Here is a 26064-nt window from a genome sequence, read left to right as displayed (position 1 = left end):
CTAACATCGATCCGGATCTTCGACGATCGGACGGGGGCGGGTCGCGTGGACGACGTTCAGCTCATCAATGTGCTGACGCTGGCCTTCTCCCTGGTGGCGGTGATCGTGTCGACCATTCTGGCGCTGCGGCAGGCACGCCTCATGCGGCACAACAACCTCCTGCCGGTGATCGTCGACATCTTCACGGAGTTCCGGGACCCCGCGTTCAAGGAACACCTGCACTACCTCCAGCACCGCCTCTGGGAGGAGTATCCGCCGGCGGCCAGCGGCACGTCCGACCTGGTCGGCGAGGCGCGGCAGCACGTGGTCGCCGTCGGCGGCTTCTTCAACTCGGTCGGCCTTCTCGTCGCCAACAACGTCATCGACGAGGTGGTGCCCACCAGCGCGATGGGTGGCTCGATCCTGCGGTCCTGGGCGAGGTTGTCGCCGTACATCGCGAACGAGCGACAGCGGCGCAACGATCCGAACTACGAGATGTACTTCGAGGACCTGGCACGTCGTGCCCTCGACCTGCCGCCCTCGAAGCTGCGTAGCCGGCTGGCACTGCGCAGCATGCCCCAGCGGTGGTTCTTCGAGGGCTGGGAAGGCCGGCAGCCGGAAGAGGTGGCCGCCCTGTTCACCTCCTTTCCGACTCCGCCCGAGCGGGCCCCGTCAACGGGCGGGCGGTCATCGGCGGAGCGCACACCGGCTCCCCGTGGTGACACGGTCCGGCCGACGACGCCCTCCGGCGAGACGGGGGCACCGGCGGAATGACCGACGAGCGTGTACGTCCCTTGCTGAACCCCCACGGCCGTCCGGCCGTAGGGATGGTCGCATGGCGTACGCGCCGACGGGGTACTGCGTGCGGCAGCATGAAGGCCGGGGAGGGCACTGTGGGGACACGCTCGGTACGTCATTCTCGGGCTTCGCTGGCCGGCCTGCTGGTGGCGGTGGTCGTCTCGGCCGGCTGCTTCGTCGGCGGGGCGCCCGACCCCCAGGCCCCCCGGCCGGGGGCGGAACGGACGGCGGCGTCGGCGGACCCGTCGGCCACCCGGGCCGACGGCACCACCAGCGTCGAGGAGTTCGCCCAGGACGTCACAGACGCGCAGGCGGTGGCCGAGCGCTACTGGGCGGCCCAGTTCCGCGAGTCGGGGCAGCAGTTCCGCCCGATCCGGCGGATCACCCCCTACCAGCGGGAGGGGCAGGTCTCCTGCGGCGGGCAGCCGCTGCCGCGCAACAACGCGGTCTACTGCTCGCAGGGCGACTTCATCGCGTACGACGTCAACTGGTCGGTGGCCGCGTTCCGGCGGGTGGGCGACGCGTTCGTGTTCTACCTGCTCGGCCACGAGTACGCCCACGGCATCCAGGTGCGGCTCGGCATCCGCTACGACTTCACCATCCAGCAGGAGCTGCAGGCCGACTGCATGGCCGGCGCGTACCTCGGCGACTCGGTGCGCTCCGGCGACCTGACCCTCGAAGCGGGCGACCTGGAGGAGTTCCGGGAGGGGCTGGCCGCGGTCGGCGACGACCCCGACCAGCCGTGGTTCGCGGAGGGCTCGCACGGCACGGCCGAGCAGCGAAGCGAGTCCTTCTTCCGGGGCTACGAGCGCTCGCTGGCGGCCTGCGACCTGGGCTGAGCGGATTGGCTGCGTCACCTCCGGCGGCACCCCGGCGACCGTCCCTCGACGGCCCTGAGAGGATCCCGGCATGTCGGTCACCACGCTGGAGAATCCGCTGAGCAGCCACCACCCCGCCGCCGTGCTCTTCGACATGGACGGCACCCTGATCGACAGCGAGAAGCTGTGGGACGTCGCACTGCAGGAGCTCGCCCAGACGTACGGGGGCACACTCTCCGACGCGGCCCGCAGGGCGATCATCGGCACCAGCATGGACGCGTCGATGCGCATCCTCCACGACGACCTCGGCCAACCGGAGCGTGACCCGGAGGCGAGCGCCGCCTGGATCAACGCTCGGATCCTCGAGCTGTTCCGCACCGGGCTGCGGTGGCGCCCGGGCGCGCTGGCGCTGCTGAAGGCGGTCCGCGCGGCCGGCATCCCGACCGCCCTGGTCACGTCCAGCGGCCGGCCGCTGGTGGACATCGCCCTGGACACCCTCGGCCGGGACAGCTTCGACGCGGTGGTCTGCGGCGACGAGGTGGACGCGGCCAAGCCGCACCCGGAGCCGTACCTGACCGCTGCCCGGCTGCTGAACGTGCCGATCGAGCGGTGCGTGGCGATCGAGGACTCGGCGACCGGGGTGGCCAGTGCCCTTGCCGCCGGCGCCGCCGTGCTGGCCGTACCCGCCGAGGTGCCGCTGCCGGCGACGGAGGGCGTACACCAGGTGGAGAGCCTGACCGCGGCGGACCTGGAGCTGCTCGCCGCGTTGCTCGGTCAGCGGCCGGCCTGACGGGGACGTGACGAGGGGCCCCGCCGACCGGCGGGGCCCCTCGTCGTGGGCGGGTCAGTCGTGGGCGATGGCGCCCAGGACGTTGATCCGGGCGGCCCGGATCGCGGGCAGCACCGCCGCGACCACGCCGACGAACGCGGCGAGGCCGAGGAAGACCCCCATCTGCGACCAGGGCAGGACCAGGTCGGTGATCCCCTCGTCCTTGAGCGCCTCGACCACCGCGGCGCCGAGGCCGGTGCCGACGGCGACGCCGAGCAGCGCGCCGAACACCGAGATCACCACCGCCTCCACGGTGATCATGCGCATGGTCTGCGCCCGACGCAGGCCGATCGCCCGCAGCAGGCCCAACTCCCGGGTGCGTTCTAGCACCGACAGCGCCAGGGTGTTGATGATGCCGAGCACCGCGATCACGATCGCCAGCGCCAGCAGGATCTGGATCATGGTGAGCAGCCCGTCGAGCTGACTGGCCTGCTGCTCGATGAACGCGTCCCGGTCGGCCACCGACACTTCGGGCGAGTCGGCGAGCAGCGCCTCCACCTGCGGCTGCACGTCGGCGACCCGGGCGCCCGGGGCCAGCTGGATGAAGCCCTGGATCGGCAGCGGGATGGCGAAGTCGCGGACCGCCTCCGCCGGCAGCACCACCCCGCCGGTGAGCTGCGTGCTCTCGTAGATGCCGGTGACCGTGTAGGTGCGGGCCTCGCCCCGGGAGAGCTGCACCGGCACGGTCGAACCGACCGACAGCCCGCGCGCCTTCGCCGTGTCCGTGCTGATCGCCATCTGGCCCGGCTCGAGCCGGTCGAGGTTGCCGGAGGTGGGCTGCATGCCGAAGATCTGCCGCAGCGCGGCGGCGTCGCTGCTCGCCCCCACCCAGGTGCGTTCCCCACCGACCACGGCCATGTCGCCGTACTCGCCGTCGACCAGCTGGACGCCGGGGATCGCGGCGGCCTTCTCGAGCACCGCCGGGTCGAACGTCGGCGGACGCGGACCGCTCTGCACGCCCGCGATCACCAGCTCGGCCTTGATCGAGTCCTGGGCGAGGCCGCTGATGCTGCTCTTCGCCGAGTCCAGGATCACCGTCACGCCGGTGACCAGGGCGATGCCGACCATCAGCGCGGCGGCGGTGATCGCCGTGCGGCGCGGGTTGCGGCCCGAGTTGAGCCGGCCCAGCTTGCCCGGCACCGACCAGGCGAAGATCGCGCCGAGCAGGCTCACCACCGGCTTGCTGATCAGCGGGGTCAGCAGGGCCACCCCGATGAAGGCGAACAGCACCCCGGCCAGGATCGTCACGAGGGTGTTGTCGCCCGCGTTGCCGCCCAGCCCGAGGACGAGCAGCACGGCCCCGACCGCGGTGACCAGCCCACCGGTAACCGTGATCTTGGTGAGTGGTCGGTCCGGGGTGGCCACGTCCTGCATCGCCGCGATCGGCGGGATCCGGGACGCCCGCAGCGCCGGCAGCAGCGCCGCCACCACGGTGATCACCAGGCCGACCGCGAACGAGCCGATCACCGCGGCCGCCGGCACGCCCAGCCCGGCCAGGGTGAGGCCGCCGGCGAACTGGCCGAACAGCCAGGCCAGCAGCGCACCGATGCCGATGCCGGCGGCCAGGCCGAGCACCGAGGCGATCAGGCCGACGGCGATCGCCTCCAGCACCACCGAGCCGATGATCTGCCGCCGGCTGGCGCCGATCGAGCGCATCAGCGCCAGCTCGCGGGTCCGCTGCGCCACCACGATCGAGAAGGTGTTGAGGATCAGGAACGTGCCGACCAGCAGCGCCACCGCGGCGAAGCCGAGCAGGATCCGGTTGAAGAAGGACAGCGCCTCCCGGAAGCCCGCCGCCGCGTCGGCGGAGAGTTGCTCGCCCGTCTTCACCACGTACCCGTCGCCCAGCGTCGCCGCCACCGAGTCACGCAGCGACTCGTCGGAGACGCCGCCGGCGGCCTTCACGGTCACGCTGTTGAACGTGTCCGGCTCGCCGAGCATCAGCCGCTGCGCCACCGGGGTGGTGAACATGATCTCGTTGCTGCCGCCGATCGAGTCGCGCCCGCCGCTGTAGCCGAAAACGCCCACGATGGTGAAGTCGCGCTTCGGCTGCAGGGTCAGCACACCGACCCGGTCACCGACCTTCACCTTGCCGGCGGCGGCCAGCCCCGCGTTGATGACGATCTCGTCGTCGGCGCGCGGCTCGCGCCCCTCGCGCAGCCGCACCAGGTCGGTCTCGCCGGTCCAGTTCTCGCCCAGCTGCGGCGGCCCGAACGAGGCCACCACCTTGCCGTTGCTGCCGATCAGCCGCGCGCCGTCGGCGGCGATGACGCCGGTGGCCTCGGCCACCCCCGGCACCGCCCGGACCCTCTCCACCGTCGACGCCGGCAGTGGCGGAGCCGCCTGCTCGCCCTCGAACTCCGACATCTCGATCTTCGGCTTGGCGGCCACGTTGACGTCCACGCCCTCGTACGCGTCGGCGAAGATCGCGTCGAACGAGCGGCCCAGCGTGTCGGTGAGCACGAACGCGCCGGAGACGAACATCACCCCCAGCACGACCGCCAGCCCGGAGAGGATGAGCCGCAGCTTGCGGGCCAGCAGGCTCTTCAGGGTCGCCCGGAACATCAGCCGTTCACCTCGGCGGGGGCGTCCAGCTTCTTCATGGTGTCCAGCACCGTGTCGGCGGTCGGCTCGATCAGCTCCGAGACGATCTGCCCGTCGGCGAGGAAGACCACCCGGTCGGCGTACGCGGCGGCGGTCGGGTCGTGGGTGACCATGACGATCGTCTGGCCGTGTTCGCGGACCGAGTTGCGCAGGAAGTTCAGCACCTCGGCGCCGGAGCGGGAGTCCAGGTTGCCGGTCGGCTCGTCGGCGAAGATCACCTCGGGCCGGGACACCAGTGCCCGGGCGCACGCGACCCGCTGCTGCTGCCCGCCGGAGAGCTGCGCCGGCCGGTGGTCCAGCCGGTCGCGCAGGCCGACCGTGTCGATCACGGTGTCGTACCAGGCCGGGTCGGGCTTGCGACCGGCGATCGACATCGGCAGGAGGATGTTCTCCTTCGCCGTGAGCGTGGGCAGCAGGTTGAACTGCTGGAAGATGAAGCCCACCTTGTCCCGCCGCAGCTTGGTCAGCCCGGCGTCGCCGAGGCCGGTGACCGTGGTGTCGCCGATCGACACCGCCCCCCGAGTCACCGTGTCCAGGCCCGCCAGGCAGTGCATCAGCGTCGACTTGCCGGAACCCGACGGGCCCATGATCGCCGTGAACCGTCCGCGCTCGAACTCCGCGGTCACCCCCCGCAGCGCGATGACCTGCGCCTCGCCGCTGCCAAACACCTTCCACACGTCGTTCGCCCGGGCCGCGGCCTGCGCCTGCCGGCCTACCGTCGCGGTCACGTCATCTACCTCTTCCGTCTGTCCCGATTCCGCGCCGCCCCCGCTGGTCCGGCGCGGCCACTCCCATCGTCGGTGCTTCCCGACCCGGTTCCGTCCGACTTCGGGCGGAGCCGGCGCGGATTTCCGCGCTGCGGGTGCCCCCCATCCCGGCTCAGGGTTGACCCTGATCGGCACCCCGTCGACCGCGTTTCCGGTCGGCGGGAACGACACCCCGGCCCGACGCTAGGAGCTGACGCCACGTGAGGGTCAACCGCGCCGGACCGTCTCCGGTCACGGTAGGTGACGACGGCAACCGGGCCGTCAGGCCGGGGAGGGATCTTCGAGTACGACCGGGGAGGTAGCCGGGCGGCGCTTCCTACGCCCCGGGACGGACCAGCCCCGTCTCGTACGCGAGGACCACCGCCTGCACCCGGTCGCGGAGCCCGAGCTTGGTGAGCACGTGCCCGACGTGCGTCTTGATCGTGGTCTCGCTGACCGACAGCGCCGCGGCGATCTCGGCGTTGGACAGGCCGCGCGCCACCTGCACCAGCACCTCCCGCTCCCGGTCGGTGAGCGCGCCCAGCGACCGCGGCGGCGCCGCCGACGGGTCCGGCAGCATGTCGGCGAAGCGGTCCAGCAGCCGTTTGAGGATCCGCGGCGCCACCACCGCCTCCCCGGCGGCCACCGTGCGGATGGCGGTGACCAGGTCCTCGGCCGGCACGTCCTTGGCCAGGAAGCCACTCGCCCCGGCGCGCAGCGCCCCCACCACGTACTCGTCGAGGTCGAAGGTGGTGAGGATCAGCACCCGCACCGGCAGCCGGGCGTCGACGATGGCCCGGGTCGCGGCGACCCCGTCCATCCGGGGCATCCGGATGTCCATCAGCACCACGTCCGGCAGCAACCGGCGGGACAGGTCCACCGCCTCCACACCGTCACCGGCCTCGGCGACGATGTCCAGGTCGTCCTCCGCGCCCAGCACCATCCGGAACCCGGTGCGCAGCAGCGGCTGGTCGTCGGCGAGCAGGATCCGCACCGGCCGTGCCGCCTGATCGGTCATCTCGTCTCCCGCCACCCCTCACGCCGCCACCGGCCCCGGCTGCTCCACCGGAATCCTCGCGTACACCCGGAAGCCGCCGCCGGCGCGCGCGCCGGTCCGCAGGACACCACCGTAGAGGCCGACCCGCTCCCGCATGCCCACCAGGCCGTGTCCGATCCGGTCGACACCGGGCCCCGGCCCCCGCCCGGTGTCGGTCACCTCCACCTCCAACGCGTCCGCGCCGTAGCCGAGACGCACGTCGGCGGTCGCCGCTCCGGCGTGCTTGAGCGCGTTGGTGAGCGCCTCCTGCACGATCCGGTAGACCGCCAGCGCCACCCCCTCGTCCAGCGGGACCGGGGTGCCCTCGACACGCAGCGTCACCGGCAGGCCGGCGTCGCGCACCTGCTCGGCGAGGGCGTCGATGCCGGCCAGCCCCGGCTGCGGGGCCAGGTCGGCGGCCGGCTCGGCGTCGGTGCGCAGCACGTCCAGCAGGCGGCGCAGCTCGCGCAGCGTGGCCCGGCCGGTCTCCTCGATGGTGCCGATCACCTCGTCCGCCGCGTCCGGGTCACGGCGCAGCACCCGGCGGGCACCGGTGGCCAGCACCCCCATCACGCTCACGTGGTGCGCCACCACGTCGTGCAGTTCGCGGGCGATCCGGCGGCGCTCGTCGGCGACCGCCTGCTCGGCGAGGGCACGCTGCCGCTCCTCGGCCACCCGGGCCCGCTCCCGCAGGGCACGGGTCGTCGCCCGGCGGGCGTGCACCACCCGGCCCATCGCGTAGGACAGCAACCCCACCAGCAGGTTGTTCAGCACCACCAGGGTCGGGCCGACGGCCAGCGGCGTGGTCGGTGGGGCGACCGCGGTCGCCACCGCCACCGGCACCCACAGCAGCAGCGCGGCCAGCGCCGCCGTCCGGGCCGGCCGCCGCGCGGCGACGGTGTACGTCAGCACGGCGAACGCCAGCCCCTGCACGGCCGGACCCGTCCCGGTCAGCGCCGGCAGGGGCAGGGTGGCCACCGCCGCCGCGACCGCCGGCCACGGCGCCACCCGGCGCACCGCCACCGGTGCCGCGCACAGCACACTCCAGCCCAGCGCCGCCGGCAGCCGCCAGGGCCAGAACTCCCGCGGGGTGAGCAGGGTGAACAGCAGGTCCAGCGCCACCAGGCCGGCGGCGAACAGCGCGTCGGCGGCAAGGGGGTGCCGGCGCAGCACGGCCGTGGGGCCTTCGGTCATACCGCGACGCTAGCGGCCGTCCGGCGGCGCTGATCGTCGCCGATGGTGAGCCGCGCCTCCTCCCCGAGGAGGAGGCGCACCCGCCCGGTTCAGGGCAGCGGCGCCCGGAACAGCAGGCCGTGCCGCAGCGCGGTGGGGTCTACTCGTCGGCGCCGGGCGGCGCCGGGCGGGACCGGGCGTCGCGCATCGGGTCGGCGCCGGCGACCGCCGTCGGGAACGGCGGCGGCGTGCCGCCGAAGCTCGGGCAGAGCGCCTGGTGGCTGCACCAGTCGCAGAGCCGGCTCGGCCGGGGCCGGAAGTCCTGCCGCTCGGTGGCCTGCTCGATCGCCCGCCACAACGCCACCACCGTCCGCTCGAACCGCAGCAGCTCGTCGGCGTCCGGCGCGTAGTCGCAGACCTCGGCGTCGCGCAGGTAGAGCAGGCGCAGCACCCGCGGCACCACACCCCGGGTGCGCCACAGCACCAGCGCGTAGAACTTCAGCTGGAACAGCGCCCGCGCCTCGAACGCCTCGCGCGGCGCGCCGCCGGTCTTGTAGTCGACCACCCGCAGGGCACCGTCGGGGGCGACGTCGAGCCGGTCGAGATAGCCCCGGATGAGCAGCTCGTCGTCGACGACGGCGGAGATCAGGCTCTCCCGCTCGGCCGGCTCCAGCCGGCGCGGATCCTCCACCGCGAAGTAGCCCTCGAGCAGCGCCGCGGCGGAGCGGAGGAACTCGCCGGCGGCGGCCGGGTCGCCGTCGGGGAAGAGCGCGGCCAGCTCCGGCTGCTCGGTGACCAGCCGGTCCCACTGGGGGGCGACCAGGTCGCCGGCGGCGCTCGGGGTGCGCCCGTCGGCCGGCAGGTCGAACAGCCGCTCCAGCACGGCGTGCACCAGTGTGCCCCGGACCTGCTCGACGGTGGGCCGCTCGGGCAGCCGGTCGATGCTGCGGAACCGGTAGAGCAGCGGGCAGGTCTTGAAATCCGCCGCCCGCGAGGGCGACAGCGACGCGCGCACCGTCGCCGGCACCTCCGCCGGGGCCGCGGGCTGCTGACTCGTCACCGGTTCCGCCGTCATGTCCGGAAGGTTAGGGCACCGGTGTGACAGCGCCCGCGCCCCGCCGCCCGCGCGCCGTTGGATGGACAGTCCGTAGCATCGACCCGATGGAGCAGACCTCCCGGCCGCGGCGCCGGCCCGGCCGCGGCCTCGGTGTGACCGTCGGGCGGGTGTTCGGAGTGCCGCTGCACCTCAACGGCTCGATGCTCCTGCTGGCCCTGCTGGTGACCGTGCTGTACGCCGAGTTCGCCCGCCACCAGCTCGCCCTGTCCCAGCTGAGCGGCTACGTGATCGGTGTCGGCTTCGTGGTGTCGCTGCTCGGCTCAGTGCTGCTGCACGAGCTGGGCCACGCGCTCACCGCCCGGCGGTTCGGCATCGGCGTACGCGGGATCACCCTCGAACTGCTCGGCGGCTACACGGAGATGGACCGGGACGCCCCGTCGCCCCGGATCGACCTGCTGGTGTCGCTGGCCGGGCCGGCGGTCTCGGCGGTGCTCGGCGCGGTCGCCGTCGGCGCCACCCTCGCCCTGCCCGACGGGACGATCGCCAACCAGCTCGCCTTCCAACTCGCGGTGAGCAACGTCATCGTCGCGATCTTCAACATCCTGCCCGGGCTGCCGCTGGACGGCGGCCGGGCGCTCCGCGCCGCGGTCTGGGCGCTGACCCGGGACCGGCACCGGGGTACCGAGGTGGCCGGCTGGGTCGGCCGGGCCGTCGCGGCGGGCACCGCGCTGCTGGTCGCCGCGCTCACCCTCACCCGCCAGCTGGCCCTGCCGGCGCTGCCCCTGATGCTGCTGGTCGCGTTCACCCTGTGGCGGGGCGCCGGCCAGTCGATCCGGTACGCCCGGGTCAGCCGGCGGTTCCCGCTGATCGACCTGTCCCGGTTGGCCCGGCCGGTCTGGTCGGTGCCGACCGGCACCCCCCTCGCGGAGGCGCAGCGCCGCCACGCCGAGGACGGCCCGCCGGGCGCCGCGCTGCTGGTCACCGACGGCGCCGGCCGGCCGGTCGCGCTGGTCGACCCGGCCGCCGCCGCCGCGGTCGCCGCCGAGCGCCGACCCTGGCTGGCGGTGGACGCGGTGTCCCGGCCGCTGACCGCCCTGCCGACCCTTCCGGTGGGGCTGGACGGGGAACGGGTGATGGACAGCGTGCAGACCCACCCGGGCGCGCAGTACGTGGTGACCGCAGGCGAAGATGTCGTCGGCGTTCTGCACATCGCGGATCTCGCCCAGCTCCTCGAACCCGACCGGAAGATGAACACGTGACCGCAACTCCCTCCGCCGTCCCGGCCGACTCGGGCACACCCGCCCCCGCCGACCGCCCCGGGTCGACCCCGGTGCGCCGGGGCCCGTTCCAGGTCGGCGACCGGGTGCAGTTGACCGACCCCAAGGGGCGCATGCACACGGTCACCCTGGAGCCCGGGAAGGCGTTCCACACCCACCGCGGCATCCTCGAGCACGACGCGCTGATCGGCCTGCCCGACGGCAGCGTCGTCACCACCACCGGCGGCGGGACCGCGTTCCTCGCGTTGCGCCCGCTGCTGTCGGACTACGTGCTCTCGATGCCGCGCGGCGCGCAGGTGATCTACCCGAAGGACTCCGCCCAGATCGTCGCCATGGGCGACATCTTTCCCGGCGCGAAGGTCCTCGAGGCCGGCGCCGGCTCCGGCGCGCTCAGCTGCTCCCTGCTGCGGGCCGTCGGCACCGAGGGGGAGCTGCACTCGTACGAGCTGCGCGAGGACTTCGCCCAGATCGCCCGGCGCAACGTCGACTCCTTCTTCAACGGGCCGCACCCGGCCTGGCACCTGCACGTCGGCGACGTCGCCCAGTGCCCGGAGACCGGTTTCGACCGGATCATCCTCGACATGCTCACCCCCTGGGAGAACCTCGACATGGTCGAGCGAGCCCTGCTGCCCGGCGGGGTGTTCATCGGCTACGTCGCCACCACCCCCCAGCTCTCCGAGCTGGTGGAGGCGCTGCGCGAGCGGGGTGGCTGGACCGAGCCGCGGGCCTGGGAGTCGCTGGTGCGCGACTGGCACGCGGAGGGCCTCGCCGTCCGCCCGGACCACCGGATGATCGCGCACACCGCGTTCCTGGTGTCCGCCCGCAAGCTCGCCCCGGGGGTCACCGCGCCGCCGCGGCGGCGCAAGCCCAGCAAGGGCGCCGAGGCGTACGTCCAACGACGCCAGGTGCTCCGCGAGGCGGAGGCGCGCCAGGCGGCGGCCGCGCAGGCGGCCGGGGCGCCCGCCGAGCCGACGGAGCTGGAGACGCCGTGACGGTCACGGGCGGCCCGGCATGAGCGGACGGCGCAGCCGCACCGAGCGGACCCCGAACGACGTCGACCGGGGGGAGACGACGGCATGAGCAGCCCGGGCTACGGCGGTGGCGACCTGCCCGCGGTCTTCCCGGACTGGTCGCCCTACCAGGACCTCGAATCGGCTGCCCGGGCCTACCTGCGGGACCCGGACATCGCCCTGGAGGCGCTCGGCGGGGTGCTGCGCGGCGCCTCGGTGCTCGGCTTCACCCTGGAACGCTTCGTCAACGAGGTCAACGGGGTGTGGCAGGAGGTCGTGGTCTGCGACGGCAGCCGGCTGGTCCTCTGGCACGGCGAGGACGTGCCGCCGGGGGAGGGGCCGCCCGGGGCGATGACCTCGTCGTTGCGGGTGGTGCCGGTCTCCTCGGTCACCGAGGTCGGCTGCCGACGCCGGCTCAACCGGGCCGACAACGGCGAGATCCGGGTCGACAGCATCGACGTCTACCTGCTGCTCACGTCGCTGGACGAGGCACCCCCACCGGAGGAGATGGCCGGCGCGCCCCGGCACGACGCGCTGCGTTTCGGCAAGACCCTGGACGACGGCGGCGCCGGGCAGATCGCGCGGCTGGAGGAGTTCGCCCGGCTGGTCGCCTCGGTCGTCGGCCGCCCGATGCTCTGAGCGGTCGGTCGGCCCGGCGCGGGCCGACCGGCCTCAGCCCTCCTCGGCCTCCGGCCCGGCCACCTCGACGCCGTCGCCACCGCGCACGACGTGGATGCACTCGCCCGGGCACTCCCGGGCCGAGTCGATCACCTCGAGTCGCAGGTGCCCGGGCACCTCGACCCGGCTGCCGGGACTCAGTCGCAGCTCGCCGTCGGGGCCCTTGACGTAGGCCAGGCCGTCGACGTCGAACTCGAAGACCTCGGGGGCGTACTGCACGCAGAGCCCGTCACCGGTGCAGAGATCCTGGTCCACCCAGACCTGGAGCTGATCCGTCGCGACCTCCGCCACCAGTGCACCCCCCATGTTCTCCCGTCCCACGCCCCGACGGTACCCGAACGCCCGGACCGGCCCGTTCGACCCACCCTTGGCGATCAAGGTTCGGTGACGAGGGCGTTGCGCGGGACCGAATCGCGCTCATAGCGGCTAGTGTTAGGGCAGAACGTTCAAGCCCCCCGGGGAGGTGGGACGTGGCACGCAGCGACGACGCGGACTCGCGCGCCGCACGGTGGGAGAAGGAGGCCCACGATCTCTCCACGCAGGTCGCGTTCCTGCAAGAGGAACTCGCTCTGGTGCGGCGCAAGTTGACCGAAAGCCCCCGACACGTCCGGCAGCTCGAAGAGCGGCTGGCGGCCACCCAGGCACAGTTGGCGCGGCTGACCGAGAACAACGACCGGCTCGTGAGCACTCTCAAGGAGGCTCGCGCGCAGATCGTGACGCTCAAGGAGGAGATCGACCGCCTCGCCCAACCGCCGAGTGGCTACGGCGTCTTCCTCGCCCGGCACGACGACGGCACGGTCGACGTCTTCACCGGCGGCCGCAAGTTGCGGGTCGCGGTGTCGCCGTCGCTGGAGGTCGGCGAGCTGCGGCGCGGGCAGGAGGTCCTGCTCAACGACGCGCTCAACATCGTCGACGCGTTCGGCTACGAGCGGGTCGGCGAGGTGGTGATGCTCAAGGAGGTGCTCGCCGGGCCCGGCGGCGCCCAGGGCGACCGGGCGCTGGTGGTCTCGCACTCCGACGAGGAGCGGATCGTGCACCTCGCCGAGACCCTGATCGGTTCCCCGATAAGGGCCGGCGACTCGCTCATGATCGAGCCCCGCTCGGCCTACGCGTACGAGCGGATCCCGAAGAGCGAGGTCGAGGAGCTGGTCCTGGAGGAGGTGCCGGACGTCGACTACACCGACATCGGCGGCCTCCACGCGCAGATCGAGCAGATCCGCGACGCGGTGGAGCTGCCGTTCCTGCACGCCGACCTGTTCCGTGAGCACCAGCTCCGGCCGCCGAAGGGCATCCTGCTCTACGGCCCGCCCGGCTGCGGCAAGACGCTGATCGCCAAGGCGGTCGCCAACTCGCTGGCCAAGAAGATCGCCGAACGGCGGGGCGAGGAGAAGCACACCAGCTTCTTCCTCAACATCAAGGGCCCCGAGCTGCTCAACAAGTACGTCGGCGAGACCGAGCGGCACATCCGGCTCATCTTCCAGCGCGCCCGGGAGAAGGCGGGCGAGGGCACCCCGGTCATCGTGTTCTTCGACGAGATGGACTCGGTGTTCCGCACCCGCGGCTCCGGCGTCTCCTCCGACGTGGAGAACACCATCGTCCCGCAGCTGCTCAGCGAGATCGACGGTGTCGAGGGGCTGGAGAACGTCATCGTCATCGGCGCCTCCAACCGGGAGGACATGATCGACCCGGCCATCCTGCGGCCCGGCCGGCTCGACGTGAAGATCAAGATCGAGCGGCCCGACGCCGAGGCGGCCAAGGACATCTTCTCCAAGTACATCCTGTCCGGCCTGCCGCTGCACCCCGACGACCTGACCGAGCACGGCGGCGACCCGCAGGCCACCGTCGCGGCCATGATCGACGCGGTGGTGCTGCGGATGTACTCGGAGACCGAGGAGAACCGCTTCCTCGAGGTCACCTACGCCAACGGCGACAAGGAAGTCCTCTACTTCAAGGACTTCAACTCCGGCGCGATGATCCAGAACATCGTCGACCGGGGCAAGAAGATGGCCATCAAGGAGTTCCTCACGTCCGGGCGCAAGGGGCTGCGCCTGCAGCACCTGCTCGACGCCTGCGTCGACGAATTCCGCGAGAACGAGGACCTGCCCAACACCACCAACCCCGACGACTGGGCCCGGATCTCCGGCAAGAAGGGCGAGCGGATCGTCTACATCCGCACGCTCGTCTCCGGCGGCAAGGGCGCCGAGGCCGGCCGGTCCATCGAGACCGCCAGCAACACCGGCCAGTACCTCTGACGGACGAGCACCCGGCGCGGCCCGTGACGCGATGCGTCACGGGCCGCGCCGCGTCGTGCCCACACCGGCCCCGGCGTGCCCGCTAGACTGCCGCCGACCGACGTCCGACCTCTCAGCCGTCAAGGACCCGCGTGCCGTCCGAGCTCACCGTCGCCGATCCGCGGGACACCCCGGCAGTCGACCCACACCGCCCACCGGCCGCCGGCCGCAGACCCGGCCGCCTGGCGATCGCGCTCGTGGCGGCCTGGCTCGTGCCGCTCGGTGCGTACGCCCTGCACCAGCCCTGGCTGCTGCCACCGCTGGTCCTGCTGGCCACCGCGAGCCTGCTCCGTGGCGGACGCACCCTGCTCGACCGGCTGCTGCTCGCGCTCCTACTGCTCGTCGGCACGACCACCGTCGCCGGTCTGCTCTTCTCGGTCTGGCCCTGGGGCCTGCATCCCGTACCGGTGAACGGCACCGCGTTCACCGTGCTCACCGTCACGGCCGCCGCCACCGGCCGGCGTCCCGTCCTGCCCCGCCCCGGCTGGCTCGACCTGTTCCCCCTCGCCGGCACCACCGCGCTGCTCGGCTACCTCGCGATGCCGGTGCTGCGCGCCCGTGACCTGACCGACCGACTCACCATCCTCGGCGCGGGCGAGGACCACTTCCGCCACCTCCCACTCGTCGACGTCATCGGCCGGCTCGGCGGCTACACCTTCCTCGACCGCGGCGCCGCCCACGAGCAGATCGTCTCGGTCCTCCTCTACTACCCGCAGGGATGGCACCTCACCACCGCCCTGCTGGACCGCCACCTCGGCGCGGCCGCCGGCGCCGACGCCGTCGGCCGCTATCTCGGGTGGAGCCTCGCCGGCTTCGGGCTGCTCGTGCTCACCGTGCTCTGGGCGGCGCAGCGCCTGCCCGGCCCGCTGCACCCGCTGCACCGTGGCGTGCTGACCGTGGTCGTCGGCGCCCTGATCCTCGGCAGCCAACTGCCCCGCCTGCTCATCTCCGGCTACCCGACCGAGGCGCTGGGCCTGACCCTCACCGTCGCGGTGGCCACTCTCGTCGTCCGCCCGCTGCCCGGCGTACGCGAACAGCTGGTGCTGCTCGGCGCCCTGCTGGTCGGCATCGGCTTCACCTACTACTTCTTCCTCCCCCCGGCCGGCCTGCTCGTGCTCGGCTGGCTCGCCGGGCACCGCCGGGAACTCGCCCGGGTCCGCCGTACGCTGCTCGCCGTGGCCCTGGCCACCGCCGCGCTCGCGCCCCTGCCGCTGCTCGTCGGCGTGCTCCACGACAACCAGGCCAGCGCCCTGTCCGCCCCCGGCGGCCCGAAGGTCGCCGAGTCCTGGCGGGCGCTGCTCGGCCTCGGCCTGCTCGTCGTGGCCGTTCTCGCGGTGCGGATCCGCCATAGTGACCCGGCCTGGCGGCGGCACCTCGCCGTGGTCCTGGTGGGTGTCGGATACGCCCTCGCGATCGCGCTGACCACCGTCGTCCTCGGCGGCGAGCCGGCCTACTACTTCATGAAGGCCGCGCACCTGGCCACCGTGTTCCTGCTCGTCGGCGTGGCCGGGGCGATCCGGCTGCTGCCCGTCCCGCGGGCCGACGGACCAGATCGGGCGGTTCGCGTCCGTTCGGTGGTGACCGTGGCGCTCGCCGCCTCCCTGGCCATGGCGACCGTCCTGGTGCTCGCCGGGGTCGTCGGCCGGCCGCGCAGCCTGTTGACCTCTGGCGAGGCGAACTGGGCCCGGGTGTGGACGACCCGGCACGAGGGGCAACCACGGCGGGTCGGCGAGGTCTGCGCCCGGGCCTACCAGCGTTATCCTGCCGTGCCCGGCACGGTCACCCTGATCCTCGACCGTGGCCCGTACCGCGGCTACGTCGAGTCGCTCTGCCTGTCCGCCCTGCAGGGCACCACCGCCCAGACCGAACGCGGCATCTACCTCCCCGTGTTCGCCGAACCCGAGCGCATCCAGAAGACGGTGCGCCGGGTGCCGGGGCCGGTGCGTTTCGTGGTGACCGACCCGGTGGCCCAGCAACGTGTGGAGACCCTGTTGCGGAAGAAGCCGGAGCTGCGGGACCGGGTCAGCACCGTCTCGATGCTCGTTCCGCAGTGACGGCGGTGCCGCGACCGGCGGTCGCGGCACCCGCGACGCGGACGGGATCAGCTGCACCGCCACGCCCCCGTCCGCGGTGACGCCGACTACGCTCGACGTGACGAGCGGGTCGGGCGACGTGAAGCGGGTAGGTCGATGAGCGTAAGACGGATCATGGGCACCGAGGTCGAGTACGGCATCTCCGTGCCCGGCCAGGCCGGGGCCAACCCGATGGTCACCTCGTCGCAGGTGGTCAACGCCTACGGGGCGCGCCCGGAACTCAACCGGGGCGGCCGGGCCCGCTGGGACTACGAGGAGGAGTCGCCGCTGCGCGACGCGCGCGGTTTCACCTACTCCGGCGCCGCCTACGACCCGGCCGAGGCGCTCGCCGACGAGGACCTCGGGCTCGCCAACGTGATACTCACCAACGGCGCCCGGCTCTACGTCGACCACGCCCACCCGGAGTACTCGACGCCCGAGGTGACCAACCCGCTGGACGTCGTGCGCTGGGACAAGGCGGGCGAGCGGGTGATGGCCGAGGCGTCCCGGCGGGCCGCCACCATCCCCGGCACCCAGCCGATCCACCTGTACAAGAACAACACCGACAACAAGGGCGCCAGCTACGGCGCCCACGAGAACTACCTGATGCGGCGGCAGACCCCGTTCGCCGACATCGTGGCGTACCTGACCCCGTTCTTCGTCACCCGGCAGATCGTCTGCGGCGCCGGCCGGGTCGGTATCGGCCAGGACGGCGGCCAGAACGGCTTCCAGATCTCCCAGCGCGCCGACTTCTTCGAGGTCGAGGTGGGCCTCGAGACGACCCTCAAGCGACCGATCATCAACACCCGCGACGAGCCGCACGCCGATGCGGACAAGTACCGCCGGCTGCACGTCATCATCGGCGACGCCAACCTCTCCGAGATCTCCACCTACCTCAAGGTCGGCACGACCGCGCTGATCCTCGGCATGATCGAGGAGAAGGCGCTCGGCCCCGATCTCGGGATCGCCGACCCGGTCAGCGAGCTGCGCGCGGTCAGCCACGACCCGTCCCTGACCCACCTCATGCGGCTGCGCGACGGCCGCCGGCTGACCGCTCTGGACGTGCAGTGGGCGTACCTCGAACGGGTGCGGTCCTTTGTCGACGACCGTTACGGCACCGACCTGGACGACCAGACCGCGGACGTGCTGGCCCGCTGGGAGAGCGTGCTGGACCGGCTCGGCCGCGACGCCTTCCTCTGCGCCGACGAGCTGGACTGGGTGGCCAAGCTGCGGCTGCTGGAGGGTTACCGGGAGCGGGAGAAGCTCGGCTGGGGCTCCCACAAGCTCCAGCTGGTCGATCTGCAGTACTCCGACGTCCGTCCGGAGAAGGGCCTCTACCACCGGCTCGTTTCCCGCGGGGCGATGAAGACGCTGCTGAGCGACGAGGCGACCCGGACGGCGATGACCGAGCCGCCGGAGGACACCCGGGCGTACTTCCGCGGCCGCTGCCTGGCCCAGTACGCGTCCGAGGTCGTCGCCGCGAGCTGGGACTCGGTCATCTTCGACGTGGGCCGCGAGTCGCTGGTCCGGGTGCCGATGATGGAGCCGGAACGGGGCACCCGCAAGCACGTCGGCGAACTCTTCGACCGGTGCCCGAGCGCCAAGGACCTGCTCGAGACGCTCACCGGGGGCTGACTCCCGATCGTGGTGGCCCGTCGTGCGCCGACAACGGCGCGCGGCGGGCCTTTCGTCACTCCCGCGAGGTAAGTTTCTCGCAGGAGATCGTGGAGGAGGCACCAGATGGCCACTCGTGACAGCGGCGGTCAGTCGCAGTCGGGCAAGTCCCGTCAGGGCGAGGAGATCGAGGACGTCACCACCGAGGCGAACCCGGAGGTCGCCGAGCGGCACGCCGAGATCACCGAGGACGTCGACGACCTGCTCGACGAGATCGACTCCGTCCTCGAAGAGAACGCCGAGGAGTTTGTGCGGGGTTACGTGCAAAAGGGAGGGCAGTGATCATACCAGAGGATAACGGGCATGCCGTTTCCCTTGGATGATCAGGACGGCGCGGCGTTGCCGTGACGGCGGGGGGTGGAAGGCGTTTGCGGAGTTCTGCGCGAGCAGCGAGCGCCCCAGCGGTCGCGGCAGCTACTGCGAACCCTGCTGCAACCGGCGGCCCCTCGCCAGGTACGCCAAGCGGGCCTGGGAGACGCGCGGCCTCGCGCGTCACCACCGCAGGACCAGAGACACCAAGCAGCGGCTCTACGGCGGCAACCGCGAGCATCACCCGCGGCGGCGGTACGGCATTCGGCAGACGGAGTTCGACGCGCTGTTGGCCGAGCCGGATCGGGGTCCGCGCCGTCCGCGGTGTCCCCGATCCGGAACATGTGGACCACGATCATCGCACCGGATGGGTGCGCGGGATAATCTGCTTCAACTGCAACGGTGGTCTTGGCCAGTTCCGTGACAGTCCCTCGAGGCTGGCCAGGGCGATCACGTACCTGAGAGGAACCACGTGGCAGCGGGTTTTGATCCATCCGGGCGTCTACCAGATGTGTTCACCAACGCGGGGACGTCCTCCTTCACCTCGTTCCTGAGCAAGGTGGCTCCCGAGATGCTGCCCGGCCGACGGCCGCTGCCCCCGGGCATGGCGGCCGACATGGCTCCGCACGCGACCACCATCGTGGCCATCGCCGCCGCGGGCGGTGTGGTGATGGCGGGCGACCGGCGGGCCACCATGGGCAACCTGATCGCCCAGCGGGACATCGAGAAGGTGCACCCCGCCGACGCGTACTCGCTGGTCGGAATCGCCGGCACCGCCGGCATCGGCATCGAGCTGATGCGACTGTTCCAGGTGGAGCTGGAGCACTACGAGAAGATCGAGGGCGCCATGCTCTCGCTCGACGGCAAGGCCAACCGGCTCGCCTCGATGATCCGCGGCAACCTTGGCGCCGCCATGCAGGGGCTGGCGGTGATCCCGCTCTTCGCTGGCTTCGACCTGGCCGCGGCCGACCCGGCGCGGGCCGGCCGGATCTTCAGCTTCGACGTGACCGGCGGCCCCTACGAGGAGACCGGCTACGACGCGATCGGCTCGGGCTCGCTCTTCGCGAAGTCGGCGCTCAAGAAGCGGTTCCGGACCGGCCTGTCGATCGACGACGCGGTCCGGCTGGCGGTCGAGGCGCTCTACGACGCCGCCGACGACGACACCGCCACCGGCGGCCCCGACCTGACTCGCCGCATCTACCCGGTGGTGATGACCGCGACCGCCGAGGGCACCCACCGCCTCACCGACCCCGAGACGGCGGCGATCGCGGAGAGCGTGGTCTCCGGCCGGATGGAGAACCCGGGCGGCTGAGCCGCCCCCGCCCGCACCGCAAGCAGTCGTCCGCACAGCGCTAAGGAGAACCAGCCGCCGTGGCCATGCAGTTCTACGCCTCGCCCGAGCAGATCATGCGCGACCGCTCCGAGCTGGCCCGCAAGGGCATCGCCCGGGGGCGCAGCGCGGTGGTCCTGAGCTACTCCGGTGGAGTGCTCTTCGTCGCCGAGAACCTCTCCAGCGCCCTGCACAAGGTCAGCGAGATCTACGACCGGATCGGGTTCGCCGCCGTCGGTCGCTACAACGAGTTCGAGAACCTGCGCCGCGCCGGCGTCCGGATGGCCGACCTGAACGGGCTGAGCTACGACCGGCGGGACGTGACCGGTCGGGCCCTGGCCAACGCGTTCGCGCAGACCCTGGGCGCCATCTTCACCGAGCAGTCGAAGCCGTTCGAGGTGGAGATCTGCGTGGCCGAGGTCGGCGCGACGGCCGAGGCCGACGAGCTCTACCGGCTGACGTACGACGGCTCCGTCAACGACGAGCCGGGCCGGATGGCGATGGGTGGGCAGGCCGAGGCGATCACCGGGGTGCTCAAGTCGGAACACCGGGCCGACATGTCGCTCGGCGAGGCGGTCAAGGTGGCCGTCCGGGCACTCGGCAGCGTCGGCGGCGAGGGCGGCGCGGCCCGGACGATCGCGGCCAACCAGCTGGAGGTGGCGGTCCTCGACCGCGCTCGGGTCGGCCGGACGTTCCGCCGGATCACGGGAGCCGCGCTGACCGCGCTGCTCGACGGGGACGCCGCGAAGGCGGAGCAGCCGGCCGCCGGCGGCCCGCAGACGCCGTCCGTGCCGACCGAGGAGGCGCGGAAGCCGACCACGTCGGCGGCGTCGGCCGACCTGGAGGACAAGCCCGGCAACCAGGCCGAGCAGTAGTCGTTCCCGTCGTGCCGGGGCCGGTCACCGGCCCCGGCACGACGGCGCGGTGAAACACGATCTCGTCACCACGACGGAAACGTATCTGCGCGGGCCCGTTCGGCTGGGCGGCGCTGCCCGGCCCGCCGCCTCAGCGCCCCGCGTCCGGGCCGGGCCGGCACGACCCGAACCCGTCGCGGAGCGGACCGCCTGGGCGGGCTCAGCGGCGGCGCAGCAGGGGCTTGGCCAGAGCCCAGTAGGCCGCGGTGAACGCGTTGAAGGCGCCCATCCCGGGTGGCGCGTTGACGATCGAGGGCGCGACCCGGGCGGTCATCAGCTCGGCGATGACGCCGTCCGGGACGGTGCGCTCGGCCTGGAGCCGCCGTCGGCGGGCCCGGAGCCAGCCGCGGTTGCGCCAGAGCCAACCCCATCCGCGGAACTTCTGCCTCGTCCAGCCGCCGGCGAGGGCGGCGGCGAGCATGGCCGCCTCGGTCAGCAGCAGCACCGGGGCGAGCACCACGAGGGTCCGGGCCTCGTACGCGGTGAGCAGGGTGACCAGGCGGTTCCGTTCGACCAGGTAGAGCTTCAGCTCGTTGCGGGAGAACTCGTAGTGGTGCCGGACGACGGCGTCGGGCACGTACTCCAGGCGTAGCCCGCGCTGCCACAGCCGGAGGCTGAGTTCGGTGTCCTCGTGGTAGGCGAAGTACTCGGCGGCGAAGCCGTCGAGCTCCTGCCAGTGCCGGCGGCTGATCACGAAGCAGCAGCCGCTGAGCGACGGCACCGTGGTGCGCCGGGCGTGGGCGGTGGCCGGCTCGCCGTTGCCGCCGGCCCAGGACAGCCCGCTGAAGTGCAGCGGGTTGCCGGCGGTGTTGATCAGCTCGGGTGTGTCGGCGAGCCGGATGGAGGCCATGGCGGCGCCGACGCCCGGCTCCGCGGCGACCGCGAGGGTCTTGGCCAGGGCGTCCGGCGCGACGATCGCGTCGGAGTTGACGAAGGCCAGCCAGTCGCCGCCGACCTCGGCGGCGCCGAGCCGGCAGCCGCCGGAGTAGCCGGTGTTCTCCTCGGGGCGCACGACGCGTACGCCCGGGAGGCCCTTGACGTCGTCGATGCTCCGACCGGTGCAGCCGTTGTCCACGACCACCAGCTCGACCTCGACGTCGGTGCTGGCGAGCACCGCGCGTGCGGCATCGACCAGCCACGGCTCGGGACCGTAGGCGAGCATCACCGCGCCGACCTGGGGTCGGGTCATCACATTCCTCCGGGCACTCCGGTTGTCACGGCCTCCGGCGAGGGGGTGGGAGTGGAGGAGGGGATGCGTCTGGCGCCGAACAGCAGCCACGCCATGGCGGCGGCCACCACGACGGACCCGACGGTGTAGCCGAGCTCGACGCGCGTCGCGACCGGCAGCGGGGCGAGCGTCGCGACGACCAGGGCCGCGACGCCGACGGCCCAGGCGACGGCCTGCGCGCGGTGCCGGTCGAGCGCCAGCAGGCCCTGGCCGAGCACCATGGCCCAGAGGTAGGCCAGGGTGGCCACGGCCAGCCAGGCGAAGTCGCCGTGGCCGAGGACGTCGGGCGCGTCGAACAGGGCGCGGACCAGCCAGGGGCCGAGCAGCACGGCGCCGATCGCGCCGGTCACCCCCAGCGCGGTGACGATGCCCAGCGCGCGGCGCAGCAGGCTGTGGAAGGCGGCGTGGTCGCCGGTGGCGGCCGAGGTGGCCAGCCCGGGCAGCAGCGACGCCTGGAGCGAGGCGAAGACGAAGAGCGGGATGCGCACCAGCACGAGCGCGGAGAGCAGCGCGCCGGCGGTTTCGACGTCGGAGGGGGCGAGCACCCGGACGTTGATCACGCCGACGTTGACGACGACCTGGGAGAGCAGGCTGGACACGGTGAGCAGGCCCAGGCCGCGCAGCAGGGCGGGCCAGGCGACCGGCAGGCCGCCGCCGAGGGCGCGCAGCACCGGCGGCAGGGTGGCCACGACACTGATCAGGGGTGCGGCGACCAGGACGGCCCCGTACCAGACCGGATCGGTGACGCCCGCCAGCCCGAGCAGGGCGACCAGCCCGATCCGCAGCCCGCCGTCGATGCCCAGCTGGGTGCCGTACCAGGGGAACAGCTGGAGGCCGGAGAGGAGACCCCGGGTGGTGTGTGCGACGGCGAGCGCGGCGAGCGAGCCGATGAGCACGGGCACCATCCCGCCGTCGCCGGCGAAGAGCCGGTCGGTCAGCACCCCGCCCGCCGCGATGATCAGGAGCACCATCGCGGCGAGCACGGCGCCGGCGAGGGCGGCGCCCCGGGCCAGCACCGGGCCGGGTGGCAGGCCCTGGCTGCGCCGGGCGGCGACGATCCGGGCCACTTCCTGCTCGACCGGCAGGAAGACGCCGATGCCGAGGGTGAACACAATCGACCAGAGCACCGAGAGGGACGAGTAGTCCGCCTCGGTGAGGCTGTGCCCGGCGACCGCCAGGTGGACGTACGAGGCGAGCCCCAGGAGGCCCAGCCCGGCACCGACGGCGATGGTACCGGGCGGGATGAGGTTCAGCAGGCGGCGGATCACCGGCGGATGAGCGCCAGTGTGAGGACGGCGAAGGCCCGGCCCAGGTAGATCATCGCCTTGGCGGGGGAGTGGCTGGGTGTGCCGGCCATCCGCTTGCGCATGGCCACCGGGACCTGACGGATCTTGTACCCGCGGCGGGCCGTGTGCACCAGCGTCTCCACGGTGTCGCCGAGGTACTCGACCGGGTACCAGCGGGCGAACATCTCGATGACCCGGCGGTTGGCGGCGCGGAACCCGGAGGTGGTGTCGGTGAGCTTGGTGCGGGCGACCCGGGAGAGCACCGCGGAGAGCATCACCATCGCCCAGCGGCGGGGGCCGCGGACGTTGTAGTCGCCCTCACCGGCGAACCGGGCGCCGATCACGAGGTCGTTGTCGTCCAGCAGGTCGACGAGCTTGGGCACGTAGCGGGGGTCGTGCTGGCCGTCGGCGTCGACCTGGATCGCGACGTCGAAGTCGTGCTCGAAGGCGTACCGGTAGCCGAGCCGCATGGCCCCGCCGACGCCGAGGTTGTACGGCAGCTTCGCGACCCGGGCGCCGGCGGCGGCCGCCACGGCGGCGGTGCGGTCGGTGGAGCCGTCGTCGACCACGAGCACCTCGACGCCGGGCAGTTCGCCGCGGACCTCGCGGACCACGTCGCCGATGGATCCGGACTCGTTGAGGGCCGGAATGATGATCAGGACGCGCTTGCCGTTAACCATCGTGGGACACCAGTTCGTTCCGGGCGGCCCGCTCGGCGTCGATCTCGGCGCGGAGCAGGGCGAAGTCTTCGGCCAGGGTGCGGGTCTCCTCCTCCAGGGCGCTGACCTCCCAGCTCAGGTGCACGCACACCAGGAGCAGGAAGACGATGCCGAGGAAGAGGACGAGGCTGACGCCGGAGGCGACGCCGAGCAGTTCGGCGACGTTGTCGAGCAGCCGGGGGAAGAGCGACAGCGGGATGACGATCAGCAGGACGCCGAACCAGAGCATGCCGTACTTCTCGCGCAGCTGGCGGCGGCGCAGGAGCTCGACGATGGTGGCCAGCAGTATCAGGCCGGTCAGGCCGGTGACGAGGGTGAGCTTCATGAGACCTTCCACGGGGGAGCGGAGGAGGCAAAGGCTGCTGCCAGCGTGGCGTGCCAGTCCGGCATCGCTGGCAGGCCCGCGGCGGTCCAGCGGCTGTGCCCCAGCACACTGTACGCCGGTCGGGTGGCGGGACGTCGAAGCCGGTCGCTGCCGATGGGGCGGATCCGGTCCGGGTCGAGCCCGTGCAGGGTGAACACGGCCCGGGCCAGGTGGTACCAGGTGGTGCGGCCGGTGCAGGTGAGGTGGTAGGTGCGCGGTGCGGCCCGGCCGGTGAGCGCCGCCTCGGCGAGCGCGACCAGCCGGGTGGCCAGGGTGTGTGACCAGGTGGGCTGGCCGTGCTGGTCGTCGACGACGTCGAGGTGCTCGCGCTGCTGGGCAAGGCGGAGCATGGTGGCCACGAAGTTCGGCCCGTTCGCGCCGTACAGCCAGGCGGTGCGGACGATGTAGCCGGCGTCGGGGAGCAGCCGGGTGACGCTCTGTTCCCCGACCAGCTTGCCGCGGCCGTACGCGTTGACCGGCGCGGTGGGCGCGTCCTCGTCGTACGGCTGGTCGGCCTCGCCGTCGAAGACGTAGTCGGTGGAGACCTGGATCAGGCGGGCGCCGCTGTCGGCGCAGGCCCGGGCGATGTGGGCCACACCGTGGCCGTTGACCGCGGTGGCGGCCTCCTCGTGCTCCTCGGCGCCGTCGACGTTGGTCCACGCCGCGCAGTTGATCACCAGGTCGTGCTCGGCGACGGCGGCGCGGACCGCCCCGGGGTCGGTGATGTCGAGCTCGGCCCGGGTGGCGGCGGTCACCTTCAGCTCGGCCTGGGCGGCGAGCACGTCGCGCAGGTCACGGCCGAGCATGCCGCCGGCGCCGGTGACGAGCACCCGGGTCATGCGGCCGGGGACGACTTGAGCGGCTCCCACCAGGCCCGGTTCTCCCGGTACCAACGCACGGTCTCGGCGAGCCCGCGGTCCAGGTCGATGCTCGGGGCGTACCCCAGCTCCTCGCTGATCTTGGTGATGTCCAGCGAGTAGCGGCGGTCGTGGCCCTTGCGGTCGGCGACCGGGACGACCCGGTCCCAACCGGCGCCGCAGGCCTCCAGGAGCCGCCCGGTGAGCTCCTTGTTGGTCAGCTCGGTGCCGCCGCCGATGTTGTAGACCTCACCGGCGCGGCCCTTCTGCTGCACCAGCGCGATGCCCCGGCAGTGGTCGTGCACGTGCAGCCAGTCCCGCACGTTGCCGCCGTCGCCGTAGAGCGGGACGGTGCCGCCGTCGAGCAGGTTGCTGACGAACAGCGGGATGACCTTCTCGGGGAACTGGTACGGCCCGTAGTTGTTGGAGCAGCGGGTGACCACCACGTCCATGCCGTGCGTGCGGTGGTAGGCCAGCGCGAGCAGGTCCGAGCCCGCCTTGGACGCCGAGTAGGGCGAGTTCGGCGCCAGCGGCCAGGTCTCGGTCCAGGAACCGGAGTCGATCGAGCCGTAGACCTCGTCGGTGGAGACGTGCACGAACCGGCCGGTGCCGTGGCGCAACGCGGCGTCGAGCAGCGTCTGGGTGCCCAGCACGTTGGTGGTGACGAACGGCGCGGCGCCGGCGATCGACCGGTCGACGTGCGATTCGGCGGCGAAGTGCACGATCACGTCGTGTCCGGCGACCACCTCGTCGACCAGGCCCGGGTCGCAGATGTCGCCCTGCACGAACCGGTACCGCGGATCGTCGCGGACCGGGGCGAGGTTCGCCAGGTTGCCCGAGTAGGTGAGCTTGTCGAGCACGGTAACGGCCACCGGCTCGATCGGTGGCACGCCGGCGGCGCTGCCCAGGGGCTTGCCCAGGAGCAGGCGCACGTACTCCGACCCGATGAATCCGGCTCCGCCGGTGACGAGGATCCTCACGGGTCCGGAAGTGTACGCGAATCGGAGCGGAACCC

25 protein-coding genes are annotated in these 26064 nt (G+C 72.6%); 13 read left to right on the top strand and 12 right to left on the bottom strand.

Features of this window, described 5'->3' with window-relative positions; genetic code table 11:
* Positions 1 to 45: 45 nt before the first annotated feature.
* The 3 genes from O7603_RS05515 (at position 46) to O7603_RS05505 (ending at position 2385) form a co-directional block, all read left to right on the top strand.
* Positions 46 to 753, top strand: a complete 708-nt coding sequence (locus tag O7603_RS05515) for a DUF4760 domain-containing protein (protein ID WP_281574593.1) — start codon at positions 46 to 48, stop codon at positions 751 to 753.
* Positions 750 to 1616: a neutral zinc metallopeptidase gene (locus tag O7603_RS05510; RefSeq protein WP_348651055.1), complete on the top strand. Its 867-nt coding sequence runs from the start codon at positions 750 to 752 to the stop codon at positions 1614 to 1616. Before O7603_RS05515 ends, O7603_RS05510 begins: the two co-directional genes overlap by 4 nt.
* Positions 1617 to 1737: 121 nt before the next feature.
* Positions 1738 to 2385 carry an HAD family phosphatase gene (locus tag O7603_RS05505; protein ID WP_281576613.1) on the top strand — a complete coding sequence of 216 codons (648 nt, stop codon included), beginning with the start codon at positions 1738 to 1740 and terminating at the stop codon, positions 2383 to 2385.
* 54 nt (positions 2386 to 2439) lie between these two features.
* On the opposite strand, the gene O7603_RS05500 is transcribed toward O7603_RS05505, so the two are convergent.
* From O7603_RS05500 to O7603_RS05480, 5 genes are all read right to left on the bottom strand, one after another.
* Positions 2440 to 4989, bottom strand: coding sequence for an FtsX-like permease family protein (locus tag O7603_RS05500; RefSeq protein ID WP_281574591.1), 2550 nt, complete (start codon positions 4987 to 4989; stop codon positions 2440 to 2442).
* Positions 4989 to 5756, bottom strand: coding sequence for an ABC transporter ATP-binding protein (locus O7603_RS05495; protein ID WP_281574590.1), 768 nt, complete (start codon positions 5754 to 5756; stop codon positions 4989 to 4991). Before O7603_RS05495 ends, O7603_RS05500 begins: the two co-directional genes overlap by 1 nt.
* Before the next feature lie 355 nt (positions 5757 to 6111).
* Complete coding sequence (locus O7603_RS05490; RefSeq protein WP_281574589.1) at positions 6112 to 6792, bottom strand: response regulator transcription factor; 681 nt, start codon at positions 6790 to 6792, stop codon at positions 6112 to 6114.
* 18 nt (positions 6793 to 6810) lie between these two features.
* Positions 6811 to 8004, bottom strand: a complete 1194-nt coding sequence (locus tag O7603_RS05485) for a sensor histidine kinase (RefSeq protein ID WP_281574588.1) — start codon at positions 8002 to 8004, stop codon at positions 6811 to 6813.
* 139 nt (positions 8005 to 8143) lie between these two features.
* Positions 8144 to 9058: a PD-(D/E)XK nuclease family protein gene (locus O7603_RS05480; RefSeq protein ID WP_281574587.1), complete on the bottom strand. Its 915-nt coding sequence runs from the start codon at positions 9056 to 9058 to the stop codon at positions 8144 to 8146.
* Between the two features lie 182 nt (positions 9059 to 9240).
* On the opposite strand from O7603_RS05480, the gene O7603_RS05475 reads away from it, so the two are divergent.
* The 3 genes from O7603_RS05475 to O7603_RS05465 all read left to right on the top strand — a co-directional run bounded on the left by O7603_RS05475 (position 9241) and on the right by O7603_RS05465 (position 11966).
* Positions 9241 to 10299 (top strand): site-2 protease family protein, encoded by a 1059-nt coding sequence (locus O7603_RS05475; protein WP_281576612.1) that lies wholly within the window; start codon positions 9241 to 9243, stop codon positions 10297 to 10299.
* Positions 10296 to 11309, top strand: a complete 1014-nt coding sequence (locus O7603_RS05470; RefSeq protein WP_281574586.1) for a tRNA (adenine-N1)-methyltransferase — start codon at positions 10296 to 10298, stop codon at positions 11307 to 11309. Before O7603_RS05475 ends, O7603_RS05470 begins: the two co-directional genes overlap by 4 nt.
* Positions 11310 to 11393: 84 nt before the next feature.
* On the top strand, positions 11394 to 11966 hold the full coding sequence (locus tag O7603_RS05465; RefSeq protein ID WP_281574585.1) for a hypothetical protein: 573 nt from the start codon (positions 11394 to 11396) through the stop codon (positions 11964 to 11966).
* A gap of 33 nt (positions 11967 to 11999) precedes the next feature.
* On the opposite strand, the gene O7603_RS05460 is transcribed toward O7603_RS05465, so the two are convergent.
* Positions 12000 to 12296: a ferredoxin gene (locus O7603_RS05460; protein ID WP_281576611.1), complete on the bottom strand. Its 297-nt coding sequence runs from the start codon at positions 12294 to 12296 to the stop codon at positions 12000 to 12002.
* A gap of 179 nt (positions 12297 to 12475) precedes the next feature.
* Between O7603_RS05460 and arc the strand changes: the two genes are divergently transcribed.
* From arc to prcA, 7 genes are all read left to right on the top strand, one after another.
* Positions 12476 to 14257 (top strand): proteasome ATPase, encoded by a 1782-nt coding sequence (gene arc, locus O7603_RS05455; protein WP_281574584.1) that lies wholly within the window; start codon positions 12476 to 12478, stop codon positions 14255 to 14257.
* A 131-nt stretch (positions 14258 to 14388) separates the two neighbouring features.
* A complete protein-coding gene (locus tag O7603_RS05450; protein ID WP_281574583.1) occupies positions 14389 to 16350 on the top strand; it encodes a hypothetical protein in 1962 nt (653 codons plus the stop codon).
* Between the two features lie 135 nt (positions 16351 to 16485).
* The gene (dop, locus tag O7603_RS05445) at positions 16486 to 18003 is read left to right on the top strand and encodes a depupylase/deamidase Dop (RefSeq protein ID WP_348651054.1); all 1518 of its coding nucleotides are present in this window, start codon (positions 16486 to 16488) and stop codon (positions 18001 to 18003) included.
* Positions 18004 to 18108: 105 nt separating this feature from the next.
* Positions 18109 to 18324: a ubiquitin-like protein Pup gene (locus O7603_RS05440; RefSeq protein ID WP_067366797.1), complete on the top strand. Its 216-nt coding sequence runs from the start codon at positions 18109 to 18111 to the stop codon at positions 18322 to 18324.
* Positions 18325 to 18386: 62 nt separating this feature from the next.
* Positions 18387 to 18905: an endonuclease VII domain-containing protein gene (locus O7603_RS33020; RefSeq protein WP_348651053.1), complete on the top strand. Its 519-nt coding sequence runs from the start codon at positions 18387 to 18389 to the stop codon at positions 18903 to 18905.
* Complete coding sequence (gene prcB / locus O7603_RS05430) at positions 18824 to 19663, top strand: proteasome subunit beta (RefSeq protein WP_281574582.1); 840 nt, start codon at positions 18824 to 18826, stop codon at positions 19661 to 19663. Before O7603_RS33020 ends, prcB begins: the two co-directional genes overlap by 82 nt.
* A gap of 59 nt (positions 19664 to 19722) precedes the next feature.
* Complete coding sequence (gene prcA, locus O7603_RS05425; protein WP_281574581.1) at positions 19723 to 20556, top strand: proteasome subunit alpha; 834 nt, start codon at positions 19723 to 19725, stop codon at positions 20554 to 20556.
* Between the two features lie 199 nt (positions 20557 to 20755).
* On the opposite strand, the gene O7603_RS05420 is transcribed toward prcA, so the two are convergent.
* From O7603_RS05420 to rfbB, 6 genes are read right to left on the bottom strand one after another with little or no spacing between them, the layout of a single operon-like run.
* Positions 20756 to 21784: a glycosyltransferase family 2 protein gene (locus O7603_RS05420; RefSeq protein WP_281574580.1), complete on the bottom strand. Its 1029-nt coding sequence runs from the start codon at positions 21782 to 21784 to the stop codon at positions 20756 to 20758.
* Entirely contained in the window at positions 21784 to 23091 is a 1308-nt protein-coding gene (locus O7603_RS05415; protein WP_281574579.1) for a polysaccharide biosynthesis protein, read from the bottom strand. Before O7603_RS05415 ends, O7603_RS05420 begins: the two co-directional genes overlap by 1 nt.
* On the bottom strand, positions 23088 to 23789 hold the full coding sequence (locus O7603_RS05410) for a glycosyltransferase family 2 protein (RefSeq protein WP_281574578.1): 702 nt from the start codon (positions 23787 to 23789) through the stop codon (positions 23088 to 23090). Before O7603_RS05410 ends, O7603_RS05415 begins: the two co-directional genes overlap by 4 nt.
* The gene (locus O7603_RS05405) at positions 23782 to 24153 is read right to left on the bottom strand and encodes a DUF2304 domain-containing protein (RefSeq protein WP_281574577.1); all 372 of its coding nucleotides are present in this window, start codon (positions 24151 to 24153) and stop codon (positions 23782 to 23784) included. Before O7603_RS05405 ends, O7603_RS05410 begins: the two co-directional genes overlap by 8 nt.
* Entirely contained in the window at positions 24150 to 25031 is an 882-nt protein-coding gene (rfbD, locus tag O7603_RS05400; RefSeq protein WP_281574576.1) for a dTDP-4-dehydrorhamnose reductase, read from the bottom strand. The genes O7603_RS05405 and rfbD overlap by 4 nt, the downstream gene beginning before the upstream one ends.
* Complete coding sequence (rfbB, locus tag O7603_RS05395; RefSeq protein WP_281574575.1) at positions 25028 to 26029, bottom strand: dTDP-glucose 4,6-dehydratase; 1002 nt, start codon at positions 26027 to 26029, stop codon at positions 25028 to 25030. Before rfbB ends, rfbD begins: the two co-directional genes overlap by 4 nt.
* Positions 26030 to 26064 lie beyond the last annotated feature (35 nt).

The organism is Micromonospora sp. WMMD812 (genome assembly GCF_027497215.1).
Classification (GTDB): Bacteria; Actinomycetota; Actinomycetes; order Mycobacteriales; family Micromonosporaceae; genus Micromonospora.
The sequence above is the reverse complement of the archived record's forward strand: the minus strand, read 5'-3'. Positions and strand labels throughout refer to the sequence as shown.

Coding starts and splice junctions, on each gene's coding strand:
- O7603_RS05510 (WP_348651055.1), top strand. CDS start 750: ATGACCGACGAGCGTGTACGTCCCTTGCTGAACCCCCACGGCCGTCCG.
- O7603_RS05500 (WP_281574591.1), bottom strand. CDS start 4,989: ATGTTCCGGGCGACCCTGAAGAGCCTGCTGGCCCGCAAGCTGCGGCTC.
- O7603_RS05490 (WP_281574589.1), bottom strand. CDS start 6,792: ATGACCGATCAGGCGGCACGGCCGGTGCGGATCCTGCTCGCCGACGAC.
- O7603_RS05485 (WP_281574588.1), bottom strand. CDS start 8,004: ATGACCGAAGGCCCCACGGCCGTGCTGCGCCGGCACCCCCTTGCCGCC.
- O7603_RS05480 (WP_281574587.1), bottom strand. CDS start 9,058: ATGACGGCGGAACCGGTGACGAGTCAGCAGCCCGCGGCCCCGGCGGAG.
- O7603_RS05475 (WP_281576612.1), top strand. CDS start 9,241: ATGCTCCTGCTGGCCCTGCTGGTGACCGTGCTGTACGCCGAGTTCGCC.
- O7603_RS05465 (WP_281574585.1), top strand. CDS start 11,394: ATGAGCAGCCCGGGCTACGGCGGTGGCGACCTGCCCGCGGTCTTCCCG.
- dop (WP_348651054.1), top strand. CDS start 16,486: ATGAGCGTAAGACGGATCATGGGCACCGAGGTCGAGTACGGCATCTCC.
- O7603_RS05440 (WP_067366797.1), top strand. CDS start 18,109: ATGGCCACTCGTGACAGCGGCGGTCAGTCGCAGTCGGGCAAGTCCCGT.
- O7603_RS05420 (WP_281574580.1), bottom strand. CDS start 21,784: ATGACCCGACCCCAGGTCGGCGCGGTGATGCTCGCCTACGGTCCCGAG.
- O7603_RS05410 (WP_281574578.1), bottom strand. CDS start 23,789: ATGGTTAACGGCAAGCGCGTCCTGATCATCATTCCGGCCCTCAACGAG.
- O7603_RS05405 (WP_281574577.1), bottom strand. CDS start 24,153: ATGAAGCTCACCCTCGTCACCGGCCTGACCGGCCTGATACTGCTGGCC.
- rfbD (WP_281574576.1), bottom strand. CDS start 25,031: ATGACCCGGGTGCTCGTCACCGGCGCCGGCGGCATGCTCGGCCGTGAC.